This window comes from Streptomyces sp. NPDC014734 (assembly GCF_043083325.1).
GTDB lineage: Bacteria > Actinomycetota > Actinomycetes > Streptomycetales > Streptomycetaceae > Streptomyces.
The window spans coordinates 34850-58152 of the sequence record NZ_JBIBYN010000018.1 but is presented as its reverse complement, the minus strand read 5'-3'; the positions used below and the strand labels follow the sequence as shown (position 1 = coordinate 58152).

Below are 23303 nucleotides of genomic sequence, written 5' to 3'. Positions count from 1 at the left end.
GGAAGGGACGGCCCCCTCGACGCGTTCCGGGACGACCCCCACAGCCGTCCCGGAGCCGCCGCCGGCCGCGGGAACAGCGGCCGGCACGCGCCCGGGGCCCGGTCAGCGGACGGGGGTCTCCTGACCGGGCAGCGCCGGCATGGTCGGCGGGCAGAAGGTGCTGCTGTCGGTGGGGACACAGGTCATCCCCTGGTTCATCGCGATGACGTTCCCCGGGCCGGAGATGGCCGCCGTGAACAGGTTGTCCAGGTCCTCGCCGCCGGTCCCGCAGCCGGAGAACGCGGGGATGTCGACCGTCCCGTTCATGGGACCGCCGAGGAAGACGTTGACGTACTTTGGGAAGTCCCCGTTCAGCACCACCTTGAACGGCTTCTCGGTGCGGCAGTTCGGGCCCACGTCCAGCGGGGTTCCGTTGACCTTCACATCGTGGATCCGCAGCGACTGGGTGAACGAGGCGGTGGCGAAGTACTTCTTGTTGGGCGCGTCACCGATGTTGCCGGTCGAGATGGTCATCGGCCCGTTCTCGAACTCCACCTTCGCGGAGACCGGCTGGAACCCGAAGGTGAGAAAGGTGGAATCGGCGTCCGGGAGCGCCAGGTTCGCCAGCGAGTCGAGCCGCAGATAGGTTCCGCCCTCCGCGGTCTTGGCCCGCAGCCCCCGGTGCACGTTCACCTCCACGCTGATCAGGCCGGGGTTCTTGGCGGGATCGTTGACGATCATCGCACCGTTGAGCTTGTACACGTTCGCCAGTCCCACCGCGTAGGCGCAGCCGAGCCCGCCGCCGCCGGGGATGTCGAGTTCCGTGACCGGGGCGCCCTCCGGCGGCTTCGGCGCGTCACTCCAGTCGACCGTTCCCGTGGGCGGATCGACCGGACACGGGTCCTCGTCCGCCGCCAGGGCCTTCCCCGGCTCCACGGCGATCGTCCCGCCGGTCTTCGCGGCCGGGTCGGTGGACCGGTCGGTGCCCGCGCTTTGCGAGGGCCAGGGATCGGGGGCATCACCCGAGACCGGGACTGTCGCGAGTTCCCGGTCGGCGTCCGGGGCGGGTTCACAGGTGACCGACGTGCCCGAAGCGGTTCCCGTCTCCGCGCCCCCGTCCGTGACCGGGCGCAGCTCGACGGTAAGGCGGCCCGCGGTGAAGGTCGCGTCGCCCTCGGCCGGCAGCGTCACCGAGGGCACGGCCCCCGTGTGCGCCAGGCTCATGTCCCCCTCGGTGGGGATCGCGGACCCCGGGGCGGTCAGATCCGTCCACCGCGCGGTGGCCGAGCGGTCCTTCTGCCCGACCTCCACATCGAGTGCCGCGGTGCTCGCGACCACCTCCGTACCGGCCGGCACCAGTGTGTCCAGGTCCGCCCGCGACAGCCGCACGTCGACCGTCACCGGGCCCGATTCCAACGGTGTCCCGGCGGTCCCCGATTCCGGGAAGTCCGTGGTGACCCCGACGGCGACCCGGCCGGTCCCGCCCGGCAGGGCGCAGTCGTAGCCGACGGTCGCCTCGGCGCCCCCTTCCTCGGCCGCGGATCCGGACCCGGACAGCAGTCCTGCGAGCAGCGTGACGGTGGCGACCGATGCCAGGCGCACCGAACGCCTGCCGTCGATCCCCATGGGCTTCACATTCATACTGGCGCCGTCCTCCCTGATACGGGGTGTCGAGTTGACCGTTGTCGTGCCGCCGCTGCCCCGGCCCGGTGGGTCCGGGCCCTTTGCGGGTGTCCGGTCCTGCCGGAGCGGCCGTGAACGGCCGATCGGGGTGGCGGCGGACCCCGGTCCGCAGCCACCCCGAGCCCGGACGTGATCCGGGCTGTTCCCGCCGAACGCCGCCGTGTTACGACGTGGCGGTGATCTTCTGCTTCGGGCCGACCACGTACTCGGCGTTGAAGCTTGCCACGTCACCGTTGCTGATGAGGCCGAGGCAACTGGCGTTGGACGCCTTCAGGTCGCTTCCCGTGCCGTCGATGACGAGGGCGCCCTTGGTGTTGTCGTAGTGCCCGTACACCTTGCCCGTGAAGTCCGCGTTGCAGCCGACACCGGAGATGTGCGCCGAGATGTCGCTGACGGTGCCGTCGACCCAGTCCGAGTGCGTGGCGTTGGGCTCGGTGACGTTGATCTTCCAGGGCGACGCCTTCATGGAGACGGTGAAGGAGATGCCGCCCACGTCGCAGCCGGTGAACGTGATGTTGTTGATGCTCCCGATGCCGACCCCGTCGGCGCTGGTCGTCTGGAGCGTCCCGGCCGACACCGCGGAGGAGTCGCAGACGAGCTGGACGAGGGGCACGTCCAGGGTCGGAAGCGTGGCGCTGGCGGTGAACGCACCGCCCGGGCTCACCGCCCAGGAGTGCGAGGTGGTGGTGGCCGAGGCCGACGACACCGTCATGCCGATGGCCGCGCCGAGTGCGGCGGTGACGAATGCGGCTCTGCGTGCAAGGGTGTTCACGGTTCCATTTCCCTTCAGAAGGCGTGACCATGCGGAGAACCCGTCCCGCCGAAAATGGCTGGAACTCCGATGGGGCACAGGACAGAGAAGTGGCAGTCCAACCTGACCGACTGCGCGACCACTTGCGTTCGGCGATGACGCTACGGTCGAGTAACGTGGCTCCGCAACACTCGGGACGAAGAATCTCCGGAAGCGCGAATCTCAGCCAACAAATTTGTTGCGCGACGCGTAGAGGCCCTCAGGATTCTTGTCCGGAAGTGAGCAATCAGGGACTCACGGCGGCCCGCCACCGCCCGTCCGACCGCCCCGCCGCGGACTGCCCCGTGGACAACTCTCCACGTCAAAGCCCCGGAAGAATGCCTCCGTGCCCCGTCACACGAGTGGCGTCGCGGCAGAGTCCGCGCCCCGGAACAGCACTCACATACTGACGAGGCGCCGGGCGATCGTGGCCGATTAGCATTCCGGCCTCCGTGCGGTCCGGATCCGGGGAAGCCCGTGATCACCACCGAATGCCGCCGGGCCACCGAAATAGCGTCCCACCCACTTGACTTCCTCGCATCGAGACGGTCGACTTGTCCGCCCCGGCAACAGCCGCACCGCATTCCCTCACAGGTGAAAACGGCACAGGTCTTCCCGGAATTTCCAGGAATTCTTGTCACGGAACGCCAGAATCGACGGCGCCCCGTCCCGCACAACCGGAGTCTTTGGGTCCGGAGTCTCGTCGACCCGCACCCGTCATACCGGTTAGGTGCCCCCTGCATCTCGTCCTGTCGTGCCTGTGTCCACAGCCGCGCACGTCGACTATCTTCGGCAGCCCACGTTGGTACGCACCTGACGGCTTGGGAGCGCTCCTCCCACGGCCCACCCCCCATCGGGCGCCGGAGAGCAAGGACAGAGGAATGCCGGGAGTTGCACAACCCTCGGAACTCGGAGAACCGCTCGGACCGCTGCCGCAGGAGTTCGCTGCGATCGTGCGTCCCGAGATACCCAGTCTGATCAAGGAGATCGGGCTGGAGGTCACCCGCGCCTACCCCGAGTACGCACGGCTGCTCGACGGTCCGTACGGGCAGGGCATCCGCGTGGGCGTGGAGCAGAGCATCTCCGTCTTCGTGGACCAGGTCGCCGAGCCCACCGCCCCTTCCACCCTGCGTGACGAGATGTGCCGGAGGTTCGGCCGGTTCGAGGCGTACGAGGGCCGGAGCCTGGACCAGTTGCACGGCGCCTACCGGCTGGGGGCACGGATCGCGCTGCGCCGGGCCAAGAAGGTCGGCCGACGCTACAACCTCTCCCCCACCATGATGCTCGCCTTCGCCGACGCGCTGTTCACCTATGTCGACGAGCTCGAAACGCTGTCCCGGGAGGGCTACCTGGAGGTCCGTGCGGCCTCGGCCGACCACACCGGCACACTCAGAAGACGTCTGCTGCATCTGCTGCTCGCCGGACGCCCCGTACCCCGGACCGCCATCGCCGAGCTGTGCGAACAGACCGGCTGGACCGTGCCCGACGAGGTGACGCTCGTGGCGGTGCGCCCCTCGGCGGACCCGGGCTGCCCGGGCGCCGACCGCGACGTCCTCGTCGACTTCACCGAGCCCCAGCCCCACTTATTGATCCCGGGACCGCTCGACGGCGCGCGAAGACGCATGCTCGACCGGGCGCTCCTGGACACCCGCGCCGCCGTCGGCCTCACCGTCCCCACCACCATGGCCCCGGACTCGATCCGATGGGCCCGTCGTCTGCTCGAACTCGTCGACGCGGGCGTCGTCGACGACGCGCCGATCGTCCTCTGCGAGGACCATCTGCTCACGCTCTGGCTGCTGTCCGACACCGCGCTCCTCGACCGGCTCGCGCAACGCGAACTCGCTCCCATCGCCGGGATCAGCGCGAATCGCCGGGAGCGGTTGATCGAGACCCTGCGGATCTGGCTCGACACCCGTGGCACCGCCGCCCAGATGGGCGAGCTGCTCGATGTGCACCCGCAGACGGTCCGCTACCGGATGCGCAGTCTGGAATCCATCTTCGGGGAGCAACTCGTGGAGCCGTCGGCCCGGTTCTCGACCGAGGCCGTACTGCGCGCCCTCCAGCTCCAATTACGTGCCCGGAGCAATGACGTTCCCCTGTGAACCACCGAACGGACGGACCGGGGCCGGATCACACCCGGCACGGCAGGTCAACTTACCCCGGAGTAAGGGGAAATAGCCGGTCACTCCCAAACGGTTGCCACACGGAGACGCTCCCGATGAGAAACCAGCAACCGCGTCCCGTAGACAGGAGGAGCCGGCCGCCCACCCGGCGGCCGCGTCCCGCACCGCCTCCTGGCCGACCATCCGAGAGGGAACCCCCCATGACCGCCTCACACCTCCTCGTCCCCGTGCCGATCCCGGACCGGGTCGCCGCGCTGATCGGATCCTGCATCCCCCCGCACATCCTGCGCGCGGAACTCGACGCCGCGTGTGCCGCGCGGGAGGTACGCAGGTTCCGCGGCCCGCGCCTGTGCGCCGAGGACCAGGCCGACCGAGAACAGGCGCTCTCGGAACTGGCGCGTGCCAACAAGGTCCTCGCCGCCCATCATCCGCGGTTGCCGGTACGTCCCGGCAGTACGTGGTGACCGGGCACCGGACCGCCCCGCACGGGCGCCGCCGCCGAAGTGCGTCCCGGGGCCCGCGGGGGCGGGTTCGAAGACCCGCCCCGGCCGCCGCGGTCAGACGGCCGCCGGGGTGAACCGCGTCGGCGGCCGGGGCAGCGGGTGGGCAGCCCCCCGCCGACCGGCACGAGCCGGACCAGCGCGTGCCCACCCCGTCCGGCCGTCCCCCACATGCGCGAGCCGGAAGCCGGTGTGAGGGTGCAGGCGTGACCACCGCCAGCGAGACCGCCCCCACCGCGCAGAACGCCCCGGCGCCGCCCGTGCTCGACCCGCGCCGCCGGAACATCGTCTTCGTCACGATCGTGCTGGGCATCCTGCTGGCCGCTCTCGACCAGACGATCGTCGGTACCGCACTGCCGACGATCGTCTCGGACCTCGGTGGCGCCGCCCACATGTCCTGGGTGGTCACCGCGTACCTGCTCGCCGAGACGGTGGCGACGGTCCTGGTCGGCAAGTTCGGCGACCTGTTCGGCCGCAAGATCATCTTCCAGCTCTCGGCGGTCATCTTCATCACCGGTTCGTTCCTGTGCGGACTCGCGACCGACATGACGCTGCTGATCGTCTGGCGCGGGGTCCAGGGCATCGGCGCGGGTGGGCTGATGGTCACGTCGATGGCGCTGATCGCCGACGTGATCCCGTTGCGCGAGCGAGGAAAGTACCAGGGCGCGCTGGGCGCGGTCTTCGGGGTGTCGACGGTGATCGGGCCGTTGCTCGGCGGCCTGTTCACCGACCATCTGAGCTGGCGCTGGGCCTTCTACGTCAATGTCCCGATCGCGATCGTGGTGGTCGTGGCGGCAGCCCGGACCATCCCGTCGGTGCGGGCGGCCGGACGGCCGGTGATCGACTACGCGGGCATCGCCATGGTCACGGTCGGCGCGAGCGCGCTGATCCTGGCGACGAGCTGGGGCGGCAACGCGTACGCGTGGGGGTCGCCGGTCGTCCTCGGTCTCTTCGCGGCCGGTGTCGTCGCCCTGGCCGGCTTCTGCCTCGTGGAATTCAGGGCCCGGGAGCCGATGCTGCCGATGCGGCTGTTCGGGAATCCGGTGTTCACCGTCTGCTCGGTGCTGAGTTTCATCGTGGGCTTCGCGATGCTCGGCGCGATGACCTTCCTGCCCACATACCTCCAGTACGTGGACGGGGACTCGGCGACGCTTTCGGGGGTGCGCACGCTGCCGATGGTCTTCGGCCTGCTCGTCTCCTCGGTCTTCAGCGGCAGCGTGGTCTCCCGCACCGGCCGGTACCGGATCTTCCCCATCGTGGGCTCGCTGGTGATGGCGATCGGCCTGTACCTCCTCTCCCGGATGGGCCCGGACACCGGGGTATGGGCGGAGTCGCTGTACATGCTCGTACTGGGTGCCGGCATCGGGCTGTCCATGCAGGTACTGACCATCGCGGTGCAGAACACCGTCGACTACGCGGACCTGGGAACCGCGACCTCGGGCGTGACGTTCTTCCGCACCCTCGGCAGTGCCTTCGGGACCGCGGTCTTCGGCACCATCTACGCCAACGCGCTCGCCCCCAATCTGGCCGAGGGGGTCGCGGCGGCGGCCCGGGCGGGCGGCGATCCCGCGGTGCTGCCGAAGGCGGCACAGAGCCCCGCCGGTCTGCACGGTCTGCCCGCGGCGCAGGCCGCGCCACTGGTCCGCGCGTACGCCGACACACTGCAGACCGTGTTCCTGTGGACGGTACCGGTCGCGGTCCTGGGCTTCGTCGTGGCGTTCTTCCTGAAGCAGGTGCCCCTGCGGGACACAGCGCGGGTCGGTTCCACGGACATGGGCGAGGGCTTCGCGCAGCCGTCCGCCGGCGACTCCGCGAAGCTGCTGGAGTTCTCCGTGGCCAAGATCCTTCGCGGTGCGGGGCCGGACACCGCCCGGCGGATCGTGGCGGAGTCCGACACCCGGCTGGACATGGCGGGGGCCTGGGCGGTGATGCAGGTCGAACTGTTCACCCGGATGGTCGGTCACGCGGGCCTGGGGCTGATCGCGGCCCGGCACCGGGTGCCGCCCGAGGTGCTGGTGCCGGTGTTCGACCGGATGATCGAGGAGGGATTCCTCACCGGTGACGGCCGTCTCTTCACGCACACGGCCGCCGGGAGCCGGGAGGCCGCGGTGATCGACGCCGCGTGGGGCCGATGGCTCAACGAACGCCTGGACGAGCACGGTGGCCGCCCGGACGACCGGCGGCTGCGGGCGGCGGTGGACACGATCGCGAAACGGCTGCTGGCCGAGGACCTCGCCCAGGAACTCTCCCCGGCGAGGACGCCGGTGGGGGCGTCCGCCTGAGCCCGGACCGCGGCTTCCCCGACGCTTCGACGAGGAGTTCCCGGCCGAATCGGGGCGGGCTTCGGACGCGGCCGGCGTTCCTCCGCGCACGGGGAGGCGGGCCCCCCGGTCCGGTGTCACGGCCTCGTCAGCCGTTCGCCCCGGCCTCGAACTCCGCGGCCTCGTACACCCAGGCCCCGCCGGATCGCACGAAACGGCTCTTCTCGTGGAGCGAGTCCCGCCGCCCGCCGACGGTGAAGTGCGCCCGGAAGGTGACCGTCCCCGTGGTGTGGAACGCGCTGCCGTCGGCTGTCTCCAGGACCTCCAGGCGCACCCACCGCGTCCCTGGGTCGAAGTCGACGGCGGGCGGACGGCTGTCGGGGTGCCAGGTGCGGAGCAGATACGCCTCGTCCCGGACGGCGAACGCGGCGTAGCGGGAACGCATCAGCGCCTCGCAGGTGGGTGCGGCGGCTCCGGCGTGCAGACGGCCGCAGCAGTCGGCGTAGGTTCCGGGCAGGCCGCACGGGCACGGGGACTCGGCGGTGATCGCCGGGGGCCGTCCCGCTGAGGTGGCGGACCGCCTCGGTCGTGTGGTGCGTCGTGACATGGCCCCATTGTCGCCTGCGGGCCGGACGGCCCGGTGGACCGGGGCCGGGGCACCCGGGCGGTCAGGGCTTGCGTGCCACCCCCGCGTAGCCCGGGATCGGCGGGCCGCCGGGGACGTCGACGGCCTCGCCGAGCTCCGGGCGCCACTCGGCGGAGAGCGAGACGCCCGGCTCGACGAGTTCGAGCCCGTGGAAGAAGGTGCTGAATTCTGCGTGCGAACGCAACCGCAGCGTCATCCCGCGGGCCCTGTACAGCGCGGACGCCTTCGCCGCCCCCTCGGGGTCGAAGTCCCCGGTGGTGTGCGAGAGCACCAGAAAGCTGCCGGAGGGAAGGCGTTCGACAAGTCGGTCCACGAGGTCGGCCGCGCCGTCCTCGTCGTCCAGGAAGTGCAGCAGGGCCAGCAGCGAGAGTGCGATCGGCCGACGGAAGTCGAGGACCCGGCTCGCCTCCTCAAGGATGATGTCCGGCTTGCGTGCGTCGGCCTGGATGTACTCGGTGGCTCCTTCGGGCGTGGAACGCAGCAGGGCCGCGGCGTGCGCGAGGACGATCGGATCGTTGTCGCAGTAGACGACGCGTGCGTCCGGGGCGGTCCGCTGGGCGATCTGGTGGAGGTTAGGCTCGGTGGGTATGCCGGTGCCGATGTCGAGGAACTGGCGGATGCCGTGTTCGGTCAGCCACCGGGTGGCCCGGTGCATGAAGGCCCGGTTGACGCGGGCCATGTCGCGCCCCCGGGCGTCCACGGCCAGGAGTTGCCGGGCCATCTGCTCGTCGACCGGGTAGTTGTCCTTACCACCGAGAAACCAGTCATACATACGTGCGGGGTGGGGCCTGCTGGTGTCGATCTCGACGGCTCGGGGGTCGTGCCCGGTCATAGCGCGCTCCATGGGTCCATAGGTCGACGAACAACAGAAGTGGGGGCCGAATCGGTCTCCGGTGCTGCGGGGTCGGGCAAAGGCGCTGTCGGTCCGGGAGGGAAGGCCGCCGGTCCGGGAGGCGGATGGAACAGGCGCCTCGGACCGGACGGCGGCCGACGCGGCGAAGGACTGCCGGTTCGCGCGTCGGCCGACGGGTCAGGTGAGCAGGAAGTCCGCCTGTCCCGATTTGGCGCCCTGGATGAAGGCGGCGATCTCGCGCGGGGAGTAGATCAGGGCGGGGCCGTCGGGATCGGCGGACTGGCGCACGGCGATCCTGCCGTCGGACAGCTTCATCGCCTCGACGCAGTTGCCCCCGTTCCCACCGCTCCACGGCTTGTGCCAGCCCTCGGTGCCGAGATCGGCGGCAGGCATGCCGTTGTATATGGGATCCATCACAGCTCCTTGCGGAAGTCCCGGAGGAGTTCCTTCGTGCGTTGTGCAGTCGCGGCCTGCGCCGCCATGCGGTCCATGACTTCGAGGTAGGAGGCCACCTCGGGGCGCGCGTCGAAGTAGACGGCGCCGGTCAGGTACTCGCTGTAGACCATGTCGGGGAGTTCGGGGACTCCGAATCGGAAGAGGACGAAGGGGCCGTAGGTACCCGGGTGGTGGCCGGTCGAGAACTCCGCGATCTGCAGCGTCACGTGCGGCATCTCGGTGGCTTCGAGCAGCCGGTCGATCTGCCCGCGCATGGCTTCGACGCTGCCGACGGGCCGGCGCAGAACCGTCTCGTCCATCACCACCCACACCTTCGGGGCGTTCGGCCCGTGGAGCAGGGACTGGCGCCGCATCCGCAGCGCGACATGACGTTCGATGTCCTCGGGCCTGGTCTGGCCGACGGCCCCGGTGCGCATCACCGAGCGGGCGTAGTCCTCGGTCTGGAGCAGGCCGGGGACGAAGTGCGGCTCGTACATGCGCAGGAGGCTCGCGGCCCCCTCCAGGCTGACGTACATGCTGAACCAGTCGGGCAGCACATCGTGGTAGCGCTGCCACCAGCCCGGCTTGTTGGCCTCCTCGGCCAGTTCCACGAAGGCGTCCACCTCGGCGTCCGGAACGCCGTACGCCTTCAGCAGCATCTGGACATAGGGGATTTTCAGTGCGACTTCGGCAGTCTCCATCCTGCGTACCGTCGCGGGTGCGACCCGCAGCACCTTGGCAGCCTGGTCACGGCTCAGGCCGACACGCTCCCGCAGATCCTGCAGGCGCTTGCCGAGAACGACCTGACCCACGGTCGGGGCGGACCGCGGTTCGCTCACTTCAGACCTCCCCATGCACTGTTTGGCAGCAGTGTGCCACGTGCGGGCCACCCAGAACACAGCCACTCTGAAATTTTCAGAGTGCCTCTTGCCAAGTGTTCAAGACAGGGGGAGAGTTGGTGAGTGAACCAGTTCACGTAGTCACGACCGTGCTCATTCGCGTGAGATCGCGGAGTGTGACGCAGCCCCCACTGTGAGGAATGGTTGTGGCACCTGGCAGTGCGCTCATCCCCCGGCTCATGGACCTCAGCCCCGGGACGGAAGCGCTCCGGTACTGCTTCGCGCTGCCGGCGCACCCCGAGTCCGTGGCCGGTGCACGGCGGCTGACACGGTCCCGGCTCGGCGAGTGGCGGTTGGACGAGGACACGCACGAGGCCGCGGTCCTGATCGTCTCCGAGCTGGTCACCAACGCGGTGGTGCACACCAGGAGCGCCCGTGTCCTGTGCGAGCTGCGATGTCTCGACAGACGGCTGCGCATAGCCGTGCAGGACCAGGGCCACCAGCCCGGCGGACCGCGGCTGTGCCGTACCGCCGACGACGAACACGGCCGGGGGCTGCTGCTGGTCGACGCCATGAGCAGTTCCTGGGGCTCCCGCTACGCCGGGTTCGGCTCGGGCCGCATCGTCTGGGCCGAGTTGCCGCACGGCGCGGAGCTGCCATGCTGAGGAACGCCGTGTCCCACCTGCTCACCGCGCGCCGCTCCCGGGAGTCCGGCCGCCGGGCCGGGACGGCGACGATGCAGTTGCCGCTGCCTCCCGCCCTGTCGGCGACCCTGGGGTGCGACGCGGTGGGCGTGCCCGCCCGGTACGGCTTCCGGCTGATGTCCCATCTGCCGCGCACCGGCTGTGTCTTCGCCGACGACGACCGATGGTGGTGGATCGTCCCCGCGGGTTCCGATCTGGACCTGGACTGGCCCGCGCAGGCCGACTACGCGAGGGGGGCACGGATTCCGGCGGGACGGCCGAAGCTGATCCACCACCCCGACAACCGCACGCCGTACACCCCGCCCATCCCCCTCTTCCTGATGGTCTGCCAGGTCACCGGAGTGACGCCGTCGTGGGCGCCGTCCGGTGGCACGCGGGCGGTGTCCGCCCCCTGACGGTGCCGTTCCCTCGTCCGCCGCCCGGCACGGGGAGCATCCCGCATCAGGATTGACCTGCGGTTTCCTCGCGCGAGCACCCGGGTGACGCTCCGTTGTCAGTGGCCCGTTCTACTGTGGCACCACTGATCGAAAACCTGCCGAACCGCGGGTTGTCCGGATGTGAAGGGGGCGGGGCCGTGCGCCGCTGGGAGTACGTCGAGGGCACTGCGTCGAAGTTCTGGGAGACCGGGACCGAGGGCTCCGTGGTGACGGTGCGCTATGGACGCTGCGGAAGCGACGGGAGCACGCGGACGAAGGAGTACGCGTCGGCCGACGCCGCGGCGGCGCAGGTCCTGAGGACGATCGCGGAGAAGGAGAGGAAGGGGTACGTCGAGGTGGCGGCCCCGGCCGCGCCCGCCGTGTCGTCGCCCGAAGCCGCCCCGGCGGCCGGAGGTGTCCAGGATGCCCCGGACACGCCTGCCGCCGAGGAGCCCCCGGTCCTCCCCGACGAGGACACCTTCACGCTCCCCGCCAACTGGAAGCAGGTGCTCCACCCGCGGCGGGGCGGATACCGCCGTGTGCCGGGCAGGACACCGGCGGACACGGTCGCCAAGATCGACGCCGCGATCGCGGAGACGGCGTCCTGGATCCGGGAACTCCTCGACGCGCCCGGCTCGGACGCCGGGCTGGCCGACCGGTTGCGGGCACAGCTCGCCGGGGAGCCGGATCCGGTCGGCGCGGCCGTACTGACCGCGATCGTCTCACTGCCCCTGCCGGACTCCGCCTGGGCGAACGCCTGGTGCGAACGGTACGGTCTGCCCTTCGCCGCACGCGCCGCGGTCGAGCTGCTGATGGTCGACGTCACCTCCCAGCACGGCGGCGGCAGGCGGACCGCACCGCGCCTGCAGACGCTCACCCGCCCGCATAACGCCTACCGGTCCCGCGACCGTCGGCCGGTCGTGGACCGGGTCCGCACGCTGCTCGCCGCGGCCGACGAGGAGACCTACCGCGCGACGGTCGAGGCGCTGGCCTCCTGCCGCACGGACGCGGTGCGCAGGATCATCGTCTCCTTCCTGGCACCGAGCGAGAGGGCGTGGGTCGACGAGCTCTGCGCCGATCCCGTGGTGCTCGACGAGCACGACGACGCCCTGCTGGCCATGGTGTTCAGCTCGCTGTACTCCGCGGACCAGGTGGCACTGTTCACGCACCGGCCGTCCCTTCGTTACAACGCGGCCCTCGTCGGCACGATCGCCGAGGGCATCGGAACGGCCCTCGGCCCGCTGCTGACGGATGACCTCGACGCGGGCCACCACTACGCCGACGCCGTGAAGGCGACCGCCGACGACCTTGTCGAGATCCCCACCGACGAGGCACTGCTCGCCCTGCTCGCGCACGCGGAGTCGAAGCATGTCCGTCCCTCGCTCCTGGAGGCCATGCGCCGCTACCCGGTGCGGGCCACGCGTCTGCTGGCAGCCGCGTCCCTCCACGGCCCGGGGGCGGCCGCGGCGAGTCGGGCCGCGCAACTGCTCCGGGGCCATCTGGGCGCGCACCGCGCGCTGGTGTCCCTCGCCCTCGCGGACCTCGCCCCCGGGATCGCGGAGGTCGTGGAACCGATGCTCGACCCGGTGGACCTGATTCCCGACGCCCCCGCGGAAGCCCTCCCGGCCGTGCTCACCACACCCCCCTGGTCCCGTCCCCGCACCAGGGTCAAGGCACGGGCGGTGAACGGCCCGGTCGCGGAGTCCTCCCCCGCGGTCGCATGGCTGCCCCACGAGCAGGAGGCCTGGGCGGCCACCACGTCCTGGTACACGACGAAGCGGCACCGCGGCCCGTGGAAGGGATGGAACGAGGACAACGCCGAGCTGATGCACGAGCTGCGCGGGGAGCACCTGTCCTCGGCATGGCTCTACGTCCACGGCCCGGAGGAGTTCGTCGCCCCTCATCTCGCCACCTGGGCCCCGGCCGATCTGTGGGACGCCGGGGACACCTTCAGGCCGATCGCCGCGCGCTTCGGTCTCGCCGCGCTGCCGTTGCTGCTGCGGACCGCCCCCCCACCAGCCCGCCTCGCTCGCACCGGTACTCCTCCCGTTCGTCGACGTGCAGGTCGCCCGGCACATGGCGGACTGGGCGGTCCGCCTCAAGTCCACCGCGGCGACGGCCCGTTCCTGGTTCGTCCGCAACGGTGTCGCCGCCGCCCCGCTGCTGGTGCCCGACGCCGTGGGCAGGGCCGGTGCGGCACAGCGCGCCGCCGAGCGGGCACTGGCCCTGATCGCCTCGTTGCACGGCGACGAGGCGGTGCGCGAGGGCGCTCGCGCCCATGGCGCCGAGGCCCTGGCCTCGGTGGAGGTACTGCTGGCCACGGATCCACTGGAACGGGCACTGCCCGCCAGGATGCCGGTGGTGCCCGCCTGGGCCGAACCCGCGCTGCTGCCACAGATCCCGGTCCGCTCCGGCGGTGCGCTCCCGGAGCAGTCGGTGCGCCACGCCGTGATGATGCTGGCGCTGTCGAAGTCCGGCGACGTGTATCCGGGCGTCGCCTCACTCGTCGATACGGCCGAACCGACGGCGCTCGCCGAGTTCGCCTGGGCCCTGTTCGAGCAGTGGCAGCTTGTCAATCTGCCCGCGAACGAGTCGTGGGTGCTGCACGCTCTGGGACTGCTGGGCGACGACGAGACGGTGCGCAGGCTGACGCCCGTCATCCGGACCTGGCCCGGCGAGGGCGCCCATCACCGGGCCGTCGAGGGCCTCGATGTGCTGGCGGCCATCGGCAGCGATGTCGCGCTCCTGCATCTGCACGCGGTCGCGCAGCGAGTGAAGTTCAAGGGGCTGAAGGCCCGGGCCACGGAGAAGATCTCCGAGGTCGCCGCCGGGCTGGGTCTGACGGGGGAACAGCTCTCCGACCGCCTGGTGCCGGACCTGGGCCTGGACGAGAACGGCTCGACCGTCATCGACTACGGCACGCGCACCTTCACGGTCGGGTTCGACGAACAGCTGCGGCCGTACGTGCTGGACGAGGACGGCAAGCGCCGCAAGGATCTGCCCAAGCCGGGCGCCCGGGACGACGCGGAGCTGGCCCCGGCGGAACGCAAGCGGTTCATGGCCCTGAAGAAGGACGTCCGGACGATCGCGTCGGATCAGGTGCGCCGCCTGGAGTCCGCCATGGTGTCCGGCCGTTCCTGGACGTCGCGGGAGTTCCGGGAGCTGTTCGTCGCCCATCCGCTGCTCCGGCACCTGGTGCGCAGGCTGGTGTGGCTGAGCGAGACGGAGCACGGCGCGCCCACCGCCTTCCGGGTCGCGGAGGACCGCACGTTCGCCGACGTCGAGGACGACGTCTTCGAGCCGGCCGACGACGCGGTGGTGCGGCTCGCGCACCCGCTGCGGCTCGGTGACGGACTTGCCGACTGGGCCGAGGTGTTCGCCGACTACGAGATCCTCCAGCCGTTCCCCCAGCTCGGCCGGACGGTGCTGGGGCTGTCCGCCGAGGAGTCCGAAGGAAACCGGCTCACCCGGTTCGAGGGCCTGAAGATCCCGACCGGAAAGGTCCTCGGACTGGAACGGCGCGGCTGGGAGCGCGGAGCACCGCAGGATGCCGGGGTGGAGCGCTGGATCTCCAAGAAGCTGGCCGACGACTGCTATCTGGTGATCGGGCTGAGCGACGGCATCGCGGCCGGGGCGGTCGATGTGTTCCCCGACCAGGTCCTGGAGACGATCTGGCTCGACAACCGCCCCGACGACCACTGGGCCCGGCGCGAATACCCGCTCCGCTTCACCGGGATCGACCCCGTGACCGTGTCGGAAGTCCTCGTCGACCTCACCGAACTCACCGAGGGTGCCGCGTCATGACCGTTCGGGACGAACAGCTCGCCGGGGCGCCGGACGACGCTCCCGAACGCGTGCAGCGGCCCCCGGCCGAGGTGCGGTACGCCGACGAGCTGGCCGCACTGCGTGCACAGGACCGTGCCCCCCGGCCGCCCGGCTGGGAATTGAGCCTGCGCGCGGCACGCCGCTTCGTCATCGGTGACGCGGACACGGGCATCCGCCGGAAGTTCGTCGGCAACCCCTCGCTCGTGGACCGGGCCCTGGTCACGCTGGCGACGAGCCGCGGACTGATGCTGGTCGGGGAGCCCGGCACCGCCAAGTCGCTGCTCTCCGAACTGATCGCCGCGGCGGTCAGCGGGGACTCCACCCTGACGGTGCAGGGCGGAGCGGCCACCACCGAGGACCAGATCAAGTACGGCTGGAACTACGCGCTGCTGGTCGCCGAGGGCCCCTCCACCCGGTCGCTGGTGCCGGCTCCGATGCTGCGCGGCATGGCCGAGGGCCGCCTCGTGCGGTTCGAGGAGATCACCCGCTGTCCGCTGGAGGTGCAGGACTCGCTGCTGTCCCTGCTCTCCGAACGGGTGGTGGCCATTCCGGAGCTGGTCGGGCCGGACGGCATGGTCTTCGCCCGGCAGGGGTTCAACGTCATCGCGACGGCCAACACCCGGGACCGGGGCGTCAACGAGATGAGTGCGGCGCTCAAACGGCGCTTCAACTTCGAGACGGTGTTCCCGATCCCCGACCTGGACACCGAACTGGCCCTCGTCGAGGCGGAGGTGACGACCCTGCTGCGGCGTTCGGGGGTGGAGCCGCCGCCCGACCGGGACGTGCTGGAGGTCCTGGTCGGAACGTTCCGCGAGCTGCGCGCGGGCGGTGGGGACACGGGCGGGTCCGGTGCGGGTACGGGCCGCCCCGCCGCGGTGATGAGTACGGCGGAGGCCGTCTCCGTCGCCCATGCCGTGGGGGTGCGGGGCTGGTTCCTCCGCGGCGAACCGGGCACCGCCGCCGACGTGGTGGCGTGTCTGGCGGGGACGGCGGCCAAGGACAGCCCGGAGGATCTGGCCCGGCTGCGGCGCTACCTGGAGCAGCAGGTGCCGCGCCGTCGCGGCCCGGTGTGGAAGGCCCTGTACGACGCACGCCATCTGCTGGCCGACTGATGTCCGCGGTGTTCCTGGGGGTACGGCACCATTCCCCCGCCTGCGCACGGCTCGTCGAGCGGACCATCGGGGAACTGCGCCCCGCCCAGGTGCTCGTCGAAGGTCCCGCCGACATGAACGGACGGCTGGGCGAGCTGCTGCTCGGGCACGCGTTGCCGGTCGCGGTGTTCAGCCACTACCGCGACGGGGACCGGGCGGCGACGTCGTGGGCCCCCCTGTGCGACTACTCGCCGGAGTGGGTCGCACTGCGGGCCGGACGGGCGTCCGGGGCGGAGGTCCGCTTCATCGACCTTCCGGCCTGGCACCCGGCGTTCGCCGAGCGCACCAACCGTTATGCCGACACCGAAATCCGCTACGCGGAAGCCACGGACCGGCTGTGCCGCCACTTCGCGGTGGACTCGCCGGACGCGCTGTGGGACCGCCTGTTCGAGGTCGAGCCGGACGACGGTCTCGCGGAGCGACTCGACGCCTACTTCGCGCTCGTGCGCGGTGACGCGCGGGCCGATGGGGGCGACCGGGCGCGGGAGTCGTACATGGCGGCGTGGGTGCGGGCGGCGGTCGCCGCGGCCGGGAACCGGCCGGTGCTGGTGGTGACCGGAGGCTTCCACCAGCCGGCGCTCCGGGCGCTCGCCGCACCGGACGTCCCCGGGGACGGGCCGGGCGACGGCGGACCGGACGACGGCCGCGACGCCTGGGAACACGGTGCGGACGGGTGGCCGCGAGTGCCCGTCCCACCGGAGGAGGCCATGGCCGGGAGCTTTCTCGTGCCGTACTCGTTCCGGCAGTTGGACGCCTTCGCCGGGTACCAGTCGGGCATGCCGTCTCCCGGCTACTACCAGCGGGTGTGGGAAGCGGGCCCGGAGGCCGCGGCGGACGGGTTGCTGCGTGCGGTCGTCGAGCGGCTTCGGGCACGCAGGGTCCCGGTGTCCACGTCCGGCCTGATCGCCGCGCGGAGCCTGGCCCAGGGGCTCACGGCGCTGCGCGGCCACCCGTTCCCCGCCAGGATCGATGTGCTCGACGGGCTCGCGGGCGCCCTGATCACGGACGACCTGGACCACCCGCTGCCGTGGACGAGCCGCGGCGTGCTGGAGGCGGGCGCCCACCCCGTCGTCGTCGAGATGGTGGCGGCGTGCGGCGGCGACCGCACGGGTCGGCTCCACCCCGCCACCCCGGCGCCCCCGCTGGTCCACGATGTCGCGTCGCGGCTGGCCGCGCTGTCGCTGGACGGCGGTCCGCAGGCCTCGTACCGGCTCGACCTCACGAGCGCCGTCGATCTCGAACGCAGCCGGGTGCTGCACCGGCTGCGCGTACTCGGCGTCCCCGGTCACACGCGGACCGCCGGTCCCGAGCGCGGGAGCGACCCGGTCTTCACGGAGCGCTGGGAGGCCCGGCCCGCTCCGGGGCGTGAGGCCGCGTTGGTGGAGGCGGGAGCGTACGGGGCGACGCTGGCCCAGGCCGCGGCGGAGGCACTCGCCGACCGGACCCGGGACACGCCGTCCGGGGCCGACGATCTGGCCCGGTCGTTGTTCGACGCCGTGCTGTGCGGGATGGGCGCGTTCTCGGAGCGGCTCCTCGGCGAGCTGGTCTCCTGCGCGGGTGAGTTGCGGGACGTCGGCGCGCTCGGGGAGATTCTCTCCACGGCCCTGGGACTGTGGCGGCACGACCGGGTGTTCGGGATGGCGGACGGTCCGCTGCCGGCCGCCGTGATCGATCGGGCGACGGAACGGCTGCTGTGGCTCCTCGAAGGGGCACGTGGCGCCTCGGGCGTGGACTTCCCCCGTCTGCGGGCCGTGGTCGCGGTGCGCGACGCGCTGCTGCACGCCCCGCATCTGCTCTCGGTCCCGCCGGGAGCGGTGGTCTCGGCGGCGCGTCGGATCAGCGGCGATCCGGAGGCACCCATCGATCTGCGCGGGGCCGCGTTCGGGCTGCACCGGGCTCTGGCAAGGGTCCCGGGCCTCGCGGAGGGTCCGGATCTCCCGGACGGCCCGCCCGGGACGGTACGTGCGGTGGCGAGGGCCGGGGCGGACGCGCTCGGTGACTGGCTGGCCGGACTCTTCGCGCTCGCCCGCGACGAGATGACCGACGCCGCGATCCCCGGGGAGGGGCGGGAGACCGGGGACGCCGAGTCGTTGGTCGCCGTGCTGGACGGCCTGGTCCGCGCGCTGCCCGAGGACGAGTTCCTGGCGGGCCTGCCGGCGCTGCGTCAGGCGTTCGCGTTCTTCCCGCCGCGCGAGCGCGAGCGGATCGCCGCCGCCCTGCTGGAACGGCGCGGTGTGCACGGCTCGTCGCGTTCGTTGCTGCGGACCTCGGCGGATCCGCTGCTGATCGCCCGGGCGCACGCCCTGGAGGATTCCGTGTCCCGATTGCTGGCCCGCTACGAGCTGGGAGCCGCCTCATGACCGGGCCCGACCGCACACCCGGTCCCCAGGACACGCCCGGGCCCGGCCCGATGCCCGACACGGGACTGGAACGCTGGCGTCTGCTGCTCGGCTCGGCGGCCGAACGGCACACCGGCCCACCGAGCCCGGCCGCCGCCGGCCGCGACGCGGCCCTCGACTGGCTCTACGGACGCGACCCGGATCTCGCCAGACGCGGTGTGCGCCGGTCCGGCACCACCCCGCGCACCGGAGGCGACGGGCCGTCCGCACTGACCACGATCGACTGGCTCGACGACATCCACCGGCTGTTCCCGAAGGAGACCGTCGAGCGCCTCGAACGGGACGCCGTCGAGCGGTACGCCATCCAGGAGATCGTCACCGACCCCGCGGTGCTGGAGCGGGTCGAGCCGAGCCCGACACTGCTGCGGGCCGTCCTGCGGACCAAGCATCTGATGAACCCCGAGGTGCTGCGGCTCGCCCGGCGCATCGTCGAGTCGGTGGTGGCACAGCTGCTGGCACGGCTTCGGCCGGAGGTCCGGCGGGCTCTGCACGGCAACCGTTCCCACCGGCCCAGCCGGATCCCGCTGGCACGGGACTTCGACTTCCGGCGGACCGTCCGGGCCAACCTCGCCCACTACCAGCCGGCCGAGCGTCGCCTGCTCATCGAACGCGCCCATTTCCGCTCCCGCAGCCAACGCCGGATGACGCAGTGGCAACTGATCCTGCTGGTCGACCAGTCGGGCTCGATGGCCGGATCGGTGATCCACTCCGCGGTGACCGCGGCGTGCCTGTGGGGTCTGCCCGGCCTCAAGACACATCTGGTCGCCTTCGACACCCAGGTGGTGGACCTGACCGCCGAGGTGACCGACCCGGTGGAACTGCTCATGCGGGTCCAGCTCGGCGGCGGCACCGACATCGCTCGCGCCGTGCAGTACGCCGCGGGACTCGTGGAGAATCCGCGGCGCACGATCGTCGCGCTGGTCACCGACTTCTACGAGGGCGGCGACCCCTACCGCCTGGTGCGCACGGTACGCGCCCTTGTCGAGCAGGGCAGCACGGTCCTGGGGCTGGCCGCGCTCGACGAGGACGCCGACCCGTACTACGACCGCCAACTGGCCGGCCGGCTCGCCGACGCCGGGGCGCACGTGGGCGCGATGACGCCCGGTCACCTTGCCGAGTTCGTCGCCGAGAGGCTGGGCCGTTGACCGACGCACCGGGCGGCACGGCCGCCGCACGCCCCGAACTGCTCGCCCTCACCACGGACACGCTCGCCGAACTCGCCAACCGCGGCCTGGTCAAGCGGGCCACCAAGGAACTGGACGCGGGCACGGCCCCCGTGCTCACGATCGCCCCGGACACCACGCTGCGGGCACGGTTCGACGACGGCACCGTCACGGCCCTGCCACCGGGCATCGGTCTCGACGACGGCACCTGCAGCTGCGCCGCACCCGGTGTGTGCCGCCACCTCGTCGCCCTGGTACTGGCCCACCAGCGCGAGGCCGGGTACGGGACGGCCGAAGCCGCTCCCCCCGTCGTCGACTGGTCCCCCGGCACCACCGACGACGAGGCGCTCGCCGCCGCCGTCGGCGCCCGTCCTCTCGCCTCGGCCCGCCGCACCCTCGATCGCGGCTATGCCGCCGTGGTGCACCGCCCGACCGCGGACCGTCCCGAGCCCCGTGTGGAACTGCCCGCCTGCACCGTGCGCTTCCCCGTCCCGGGCGAGGTCGCGCACGCGTTGACGGACGCGTCAGCCGCGCTGCGCGGCGAGGTGGTGGCGCTTGCGGTGTGGGCGTGCCGGGCCGCCGACGCGGCGGGGCCCGAGGAGCGGTCGGTCCCCGTCCAGGTCGGTGGCCGCTCCACCGTCCCGCCCTCGGCCGGACCGGCGCTGGACGCGGCCGTCGAGCTGGCGGGCGAGCTGCTGGCGGAGGGGGTGGCCCATGTCGGGCCGGTCCACGGTGGCGCCCTCGCGCGGGCCGCCGCCGGTCTGACGGCCCGGTCGCTGCACTGGCCGGCCGGTGTGCTGACCGAGCTGACGGACCAGCTGACCGCGTACGCCGACCGCGGCGCGCGCTACCGCCCGGAGTCGGTGGCCGCTCTGTTGACGGAGCTGCACGCCCGTCGCAGGGCCGCGGCGCTCCCGGGTGTGCTGGGCACGCGCGAGGCCGGGGACACCCCGTTGCGGCGGGTCCGGCTGGTCTCGCTCGGCTGCCGCGTCCACGGCTCGCCGCAGTCCCTCGTCGCCGAGGTGTACTTCGCGCATCCGGGTGCGGGAGCCGTCCTGGTTCTCCGCAGGGCGTGGGAGGCCGCCGAGGGCAAGGAACTCTCCGGCCACCTGCTGTCCACCCGCCGGGTGCTCTCGACGCCGCTGCGGTCGCTGGCCTCCGGGAGCCTGGTCAGCGAGAGCGTGCGGCGCACGGCGAGCCGCGCGCTGACCGTCGGCCGCGGCGCACTCGGCACCTCCACGATCACGCCGGTCGGCACGGCCTGGACGGATCTTCCGGAGCCCCTGCTGGTGCGGGATCTGTCCGCGCTGGCGGCGGGCTGGGAGGGGCGACCGCCCCGGCTGATCCGGCCGCGGGTCGAGGCCGAGTCCGTCCATGTCGTCGAGCTGTCCGCGGTGGAGGAGGTCGGCTACGACCCGGCCGAGCAGCGTCTCGAAGCCGTCGTGCGCGATGCCTCGGGTACGTCCGCGCGGGTGGTGTCCGCCTACCGGCCGGAGTGCCCCGGTGCGCCCGACGCCCTGGCGGCCGCGCTGGAGGGCGGCGCCACACATGTCAGCGGTGCGGTGCGGCGGGTCACGGGCGGCATCACGATCGATCCGATCGCGGTGCTCACCCCGACGGGAACGGTCGTGCCCGATCTCGCCGCGGGTGACGGGTCCGCGGCCCTGGCGGCGGTGGCGCACCGCCCGTCCGATCCGCTGGCGACGGCACTGGACGAGGCGCTGTCCGCGCTGTCGGCGGTGCCGCACAGCGGGTTGCGCCGTCTGACGGTTCCCGCCCGTTCCCGTATCGCCGACGCGGCGACGGCGCTGTCCCGCACCGGTCTGGCCCGCGCCGCGACGCTGCTGGACGCCTTCCTCCGGGCCCTGGACGACGCGTCCCCGACGGGCGGGACCAACCTCGACGCCGCGTCCGGTGCCTGGCTGGAGGCACAGCTCCATCTCCTGGTCGCCGGCGAACTCCGCTCTTCCGGAGCGTAGTTCGCGGAGGGTCCGCCACGGGCCTGAGGAGCTCCCCGTTCCCCGGGCGGCCGGGGAACGGGCGGGTCAAGGCCGGTCGAGGTAGCGAAGACCGGGGTGGACCTTCAGGTATCCGTCGAGGAGCCGTTCGGCGACCGTCACCGAGTCGACCAGCGGATGCAGGGCGAACGCCTTCACGGCGGCCGCGCGCGAGCCGCTCCCGGCGGCGTCCAGCACCGCGCGCTCGACGGCCTTGACCGCGGTGACGAGGCCGACCGCGTGGTCGGGCAGCGGGTCGACCGCGACGGGGTGCGCTCCGGACGCGTCGACCAGGCAGGGCACCTCGATGACGGCGTCCGCGTCGAGCACGGCGAGTGTGGTGCGGTTGCGGACGTTGAGGATGAGCGAGGTCCGTTCGTCGCGGGCGACGGCCCGCATGAGGGCGAGAGCGACCTTCTCGTATCCGCCGGAGTCCAGGTCGCTCTCGTCGCGCTCGCCGACCCCGGCGACATCCCGGTTCTCCGACATGTAGGTGGCCTCGCGTTCGGCCCGGGTGCTGTCCCAGGCCGCCAGGGCCGGGGTGTCCGGGTCCTTCATCCGGGTGTAGAAACCCTGCTGCTGTTCACGGAGGAAGGCTCCCCGGGTCTGCTCGGCGTCCTGGTAGGCGCGTACCGCCTCCCGGTTGTAGTAGTAGTAATGCAGGTACTCGTTGGGGACGGCGCCCAGCGATCGGATCCAGTCGGCGCCGAAGAGCCTGCCCTCCTCGAAGGAACCGATGAGTTCCGGGTCCGCCAGCAGCCGCGGGAGTTCGTCGCGGCCGTCGACGCGCAGTCCGCGGACCCAGCCCAGGTGGTTGAGGCCGACGTAGTCGATCCAGGAGCGGTCGGGATCGGCGCCGAGCACCCGGGCGACGCGGCGTCCGAGACCCACCGGGGAGTCGCAGATGCCGATGACGCGGTCGCCCAGGTGGCGGGCCATGGCCTCGGTGACCAGACCTGCCGGGTTGGTGAAGTTGATGACCCAGGCGGTCGGGGCGAGCCGTGCGATGCGCCGCGCCAGGTCGACGGCGACGGGCACGGTGCGCAGCCCGTACGCGATACCACCGGCACCGACCGTCTCCTGGCCGAGCACGCCTTCGTCGAGCGCGACGCGTTCGTCGGCCGCCCGGCCCTCCAGTCCGCCGACCCGGATCGCGGAGAAGACGAAGTCGGCGCCCCGGAGCGCCTCGTCGAGCACGGTGGTGGCGGTGACCGTGGGTGCGTCGGGTACGTGCGCGGCCTGCTCGTCGAGGACCCGGGCCACCGCGGTGAGCCGTTCCGCGTCGGTGTCGTGGAGAGTGACCGCCGAGACGCGGCCCTCGGCGTGATCGGCGAGCAGCGCCCCGTAGACGAGTGGAACCCGGAATCCGCCGCCGCCCAGAATTGTCAGCTTCACGCTTCCGCATGGTACGGGGGCGGGACGGGACGGGGACCGAACGACTCCGGAACCTCCGCCTCCCGCGGCGACCGGCGCGGTGCACGCGGACCTGGGGTCCGTGGGCACCGCGCCGGTCGCACGCTTCGGCCGTCGTTCCGTCGG

19 protein-coding genes and 1 pseudogene are annotated in these 23303 nt (G+C 72.1%); 11 read left to right on the top strand and 9 right to left on the bottom strand.

Features of this window, described 5'->3' with window-relative positions:
- Positions 1 to 102: 102 nt before the first annotated feature.
- Both ACF1CT_RS25690 and ACF1CT_RS25685 read right to left on the bottom strand, forming a co-directional pair.
- Positions 103 to 1620 (bottom strand): DUF6801 domain-containing protein, encoded by a 1518-nt coding sequence (locus ACF1CT_RS25690; protein ID WP_391786308.1) that lies wholly within the window; start codon positions 1618 to 1620, stop codon positions 103 to 105.
- A 205-nt stretch (positions 1621 to 1825) separates the two neighbouring features.
- Positions 1826 to 2434 carry a hypothetical protein gene (locus ACF1CT_RS25685; RefSeq protein ID WP_391786307.1) on the bottom strand — a complete coding sequence of 203 codons (609 nt, stop codon included), beginning with the start codon at positions 2432 to 2434 and terminating at the stop codon, positions 1826 to 1828.
- 899 nt (positions 2435 to 3333) lie between these two features.
- On the opposite strand from ACF1CT_RS25685, the gene ACF1CT_RS25680 reads away from it, so the two are divergent.
- From ACF1CT_RS25680 to ACF1CT_RS25670, 3 genes are all read left to right on the top strand, one after another.
- Positions 3334 to 4554: a helix-turn-helix domain-containing protein gene (locus ACF1CT_RS25680; RefSeq protein ID WP_391786306.1), complete on the top strand. Its 1221-nt coding sequence runs from the start codon at positions 3334 to 3336 to the stop codon at positions 4552 to 4554.
- 221 nt (positions 4555 to 4775) lie between these two features.
- Positions 4776 to 5039: a hypothetical protein gene (locus ACF1CT_RS25675; protein ID WP_391786305.1), complete on the top strand. Its 264-nt coding sequence runs from the start codon at positions 4776 to 4778 to the stop codon at positions 5037 to 5039.
- A gap of 242 nt (positions 5040 to 5281) precedes the next feature.
- Positions 5282 to 7357 (top strand): MDR family MFS transporter, encoded by a 2076-nt coding sequence (locus ACF1CT_RS25670; RefSeq protein ID WP_391786304.1) that lies wholly within the window; start codon positions 5282 to 5284, stop codon positions 7355 to 7357.
- 127 nt (positions 7358 to 7484) lie between these two features.
- On the opposite strand, the gene ACF1CT_RS25665 is transcribed toward ACF1CT_RS25670, so the two are convergent.
- From ACF1CT_RS25665 to ACF1CT_RS25650, 4 genes are all read right to left on the bottom strand, one after another.
- Positions 7485 to 7943, bottom strand: coding sequence for a YchJ family protein (locus ACF1CT_RS25665; RefSeq protein WP_391786303.1), 459 nt, complete (start codon positions 7941 to 7943; stop codon positions 7485 to 7487).
- A gap of 61 nt (positions 7944 to 8004) precedes the next feature.
- Positions 8005 to 8814 carry an SAM-dependent methyltransferase gene (locus ACF1CT_RS25660; protein WP_391786302.1) on the bottom strand — a complete coding sequence of 270 codons (810 nt, stop codon included), beginning with the start codon at positions 8812 to 8814 and terminating at the stop codon, positions 8005 to 8007.
- Positions 8815 to 9012: 198 nt separating this feature from the next.
- Positions 9013 to 9249: a DUF397 domain-containing protein gene (locus ACF1CT_RS25655; RefSeq protein WP_391786301.1), complete on the bottom strand. Its 237-nt coding sequence runs from the start codon at positions 9247 to 9249 to the stop codon at positions 9013 to 9015.
- A complete protein-coding gene (locus ACF1CT_RS25650; protein ID WP_391786300.1) occupies positions 9249 to 10109 on the bottom strand; it encodes a helix-turn-helix domain-containing protein in 861 nt (286 codons plus the stop codon). Before ACF1CT_RS25650 ends, ACF1CT_RS25655 begins: the two co-directional genes overlap by 1 nt.
- 206 nt (positions 10110 to 10315) lie before the next feature.
- On the opposite strand from ACF1CT_RS25650, the gene ACF1CT_RS25645 reads away from it, so the two are divergent.
- The 3 genes and pseudogenes from ACF1CT_RS25645 to ACF1CT_RS25635 form a co-directional block, all read left to right on the top strand.
- The gene (locus tag ACF1CT_RS25645) at positions 10316 to 10774 is read left to right on the top strand and encodes an ATP-binding protein (protein WP_391786299.1); all 459 of its coding nucleotides are present in this window, start codon (positions 10316 to 10318) and stop codon (positions 10772 to 10774) included.
- Entirely contained in the window at positions 10768 to 11208 is a 441-nt protein-coding gene (locus ACF1CT_RS25640; protein ID WP_391786298.1) for a hypothetical protein, read from the top strand. Before ACF1CT_RS25645 ends, ACF1CT_RS25640 begins: the two co-directional genes overlap by 7 nt.
- A 101-nt stretch (positions 11209 to 11309) precedes the next feature.
- Positions 11310 to 11528, top strand: a pseudogene (locus ACF1CT_RS25635) (WGR domain-containing protein); the annotation flags it as partial.
- On the opposite strand, the gene ACF1CT_RS25630 reads toward ACF1CT_RS25635, so the two are convergent.
- Together ACF1CT_RS25630 and ACF1CT_RS25625 are read right to left on the bottom strand one after the other, a co-directional pair.
- Positions 11468 to 12055, bottom strand: coding sequence for a hypothetical protein (locus ACF1CT_RS25630; RefSeq protein WP_391786297.1), 588 nt, complete (start codon positions 12053 to 12055; stop codon positions 11468 to 11470). The pseudogene ACF1CT_RS25635 and the gene ACF1CT_RS25630 overlap by 61 nt on opposite strands.
- 138 nt (positions 12056 to 12193) lie before the next feature.
- Complete coding sequence (locus tag ACF1CT_RS25625; protein ID WP_391786296.1) at positions 12194 to 12394, bottom strand: hypothetical protein; 201 nt, start codon at positions 12392 to 12394, stop codon at positions 12194 to 12196.
- 911 nt (positions 12395 to 13305) lie between these two features.
- Here ACF1CT_RS25625 and ACF1CT_RS25620 point away from each other — a divergent pair.
- Genes ACF1CT_RS25620 through ACF1CT_RS25600 form a run of 5 tightly spaced genes read left to right on the top strand, consistent with a single transcriptional unit; the run spans position 13306 to position 21746 of the window.
- Positions 13306 to 15033, top strand: coding sequence for a DUF4132 domain-containing protein (locus ACF1CT_RS25620; RefSeq protein WP_391786295.1), 1728 nt, complete (start codon positions 13306 to 13308; stop codon positions 15031 to 15033).
- The gene (locus ACF1CT_RS25615; protein ID WP_391786294.1) at positions 15030 to 16166 is read left to right on the top strand and encodes an AAA family ATPase; all 1137 of its coding nucleotides are present in this window, start codon (positions 15030 to 15032) and stop codon (positions 16164 to 16166) included. The genes ACF1CT_RS25620 and ACF1CT_RS25615 overlap by 4 nt, the downstream gene beginning before the upstream one ends.
- Positions 16166 to 18565 carry a DUF5682 family protein gene (locus ACF1CT_RS25610; RefSeq protein ID WP_391786293.1) on the top strand — a complete coding sequence of 800 codons (2400 nt, stop codon included), beginning with the start codon at positions 16166 to 16168 and terminating at the stop codon, positions 18563 to 18565. Before ACF1CT_RS25615 ends, ACF1CT_RS25610 begins: the two co-directional genes overlap by 1 nt.
- Positions 18562 to 19749 carry a VWA domain-containing protein gene (locus ACF1CT_RS25605; protein WP_391786292.1) on the top strand — a complete coding sequence of 396 codons (1188 nt, stop codon included), beginning with the start codon at positions 18562 to 18564 and terminating at the stop codon, positions 19747 to 19749. Before ACF1CT_RS25610 ends, ACF1CT_RS25605 begins: the two co-directional genes overlap by 4 nt.
- Positions 19746 to 21746: a hypothetical protein gene (locus tag ACF1CT_RS25600; RefSeq protein ID WP_391786291.1), complete on the top strand. Its 2001-nt coding sequence runs from the start codon at positions 19746 to 19748 to the stop codon at positions 21744 to 21746. Before ACF1CT_RS25605 ends, ACF1CT_RS25600 begins: the two co-directional genes overlap by 4 nt.
- A 66-nt stretch (positions 21747 to 21812) precedes the next feature.
- On the opposite strand, the gene ACF1CT_RS25595 is transcribed toward ACF1CT_RS25600, so the two are convergent.
- On the bottom strand, positions 21813 to 23159 hold the full coding sequence (locus ACF1CT_RS25595) for a 6-phospho-beta-glucosidase (RefSeq protein WP_391786290.1): 1347 nt from the start codon (positions 23157 to 23159) through the stop codon (positions 21813 to 21815).
- Positions 23160 to 23303: the final 144 nt, after the last annotated feature.

What these genes read in the sequence shown, in the direction of transcription:
- ACF1CT_RS25690 (WP_391786308.1), bottom strand. Translation starts at nt 1,620, where the DNA reads ATGAATGTGAAGCCCATGGGGATCGACGGCAGGCGTTCGGTGCGCCTG.
- ACF1CT_RS25680 (WP_391786306.1), top strand. Translation starts at nt 3,334, where the DNA reads ATGCCGGGAGTTGCACAACCCTCGGAACTCGGAGAACCGCTCGGACCG.
- ACF1CT_RS25675 (WP_391786305.1), top strand. Translation starts at nt 4,776, where the DNA reads ATGACCGCCTCACACCTCCTCGTCCCCGTGCCGATCCCGGACCGGGTC.
- ACF1CT_RS25665 (WP_391786303.1), bottom strand. Translation starts at nt 7,943, where the DNA reads ATGTCACGACGCACCACACGACCGAGGCGGTCCGCCACCTCAGCGGGA.
- ACF1CT_RS25660 (WP_391786302.1), bottom strand. Translation starts at nt 8,814, where the DNA reads ATGACCGGGCACGACCCCCGAGCCGTCGAGATCGACACCAGCAGGCCC.
- ACF1CT_RS25655 (WP_391786301.1), bottom strand. Translation starts at nt 9,249, where the DNA reads ATGGATCCCATATACAACGGCATGCCTGCCGCCGATCTCGGCACCGAG.
- ACF1CT_RS25640 (WP_391786298.1), top strand. Translation starts at nt 10,768, where the DNA reads ATGCTGAGGAACGCCGTGTCCCACCTGCTCACCGCGCGCCGCTCCCGG.
- ACF1CT_RS25620 (WP_391786295.1), top strand. Translation starts at nt 13,306, where the DNA reads ATGGCGGACTGGGCGGTCCGCCTCAAGTCCACCGCGGCGACGGCCCGT.
- ACF1CT_RS25615 (WP_391786294.1), top strand. Translation starts at nt 15,030, where the DNA reads ATGACCGTTCGGGACGAACAGCTCGCCGGGGCGCCGGACGACGCTCCC.
- ACF1CT_RS25610 (WP_391786293.1), top strand. Translation starts at nt 16,166, where the DNA reads ATGTCCGCGGTGTTCCTGGGGGTACGGCACCATTCCCCCGCCTGCGCA.
- ACF1CT_RS25605 (WP_391786292.1), top strand. Translation starts at nt 18,562, where the DNA reads ATGACCGGGCCCGACCGCACACCCGGTCCCCAGGACACGCCCGGGCCC.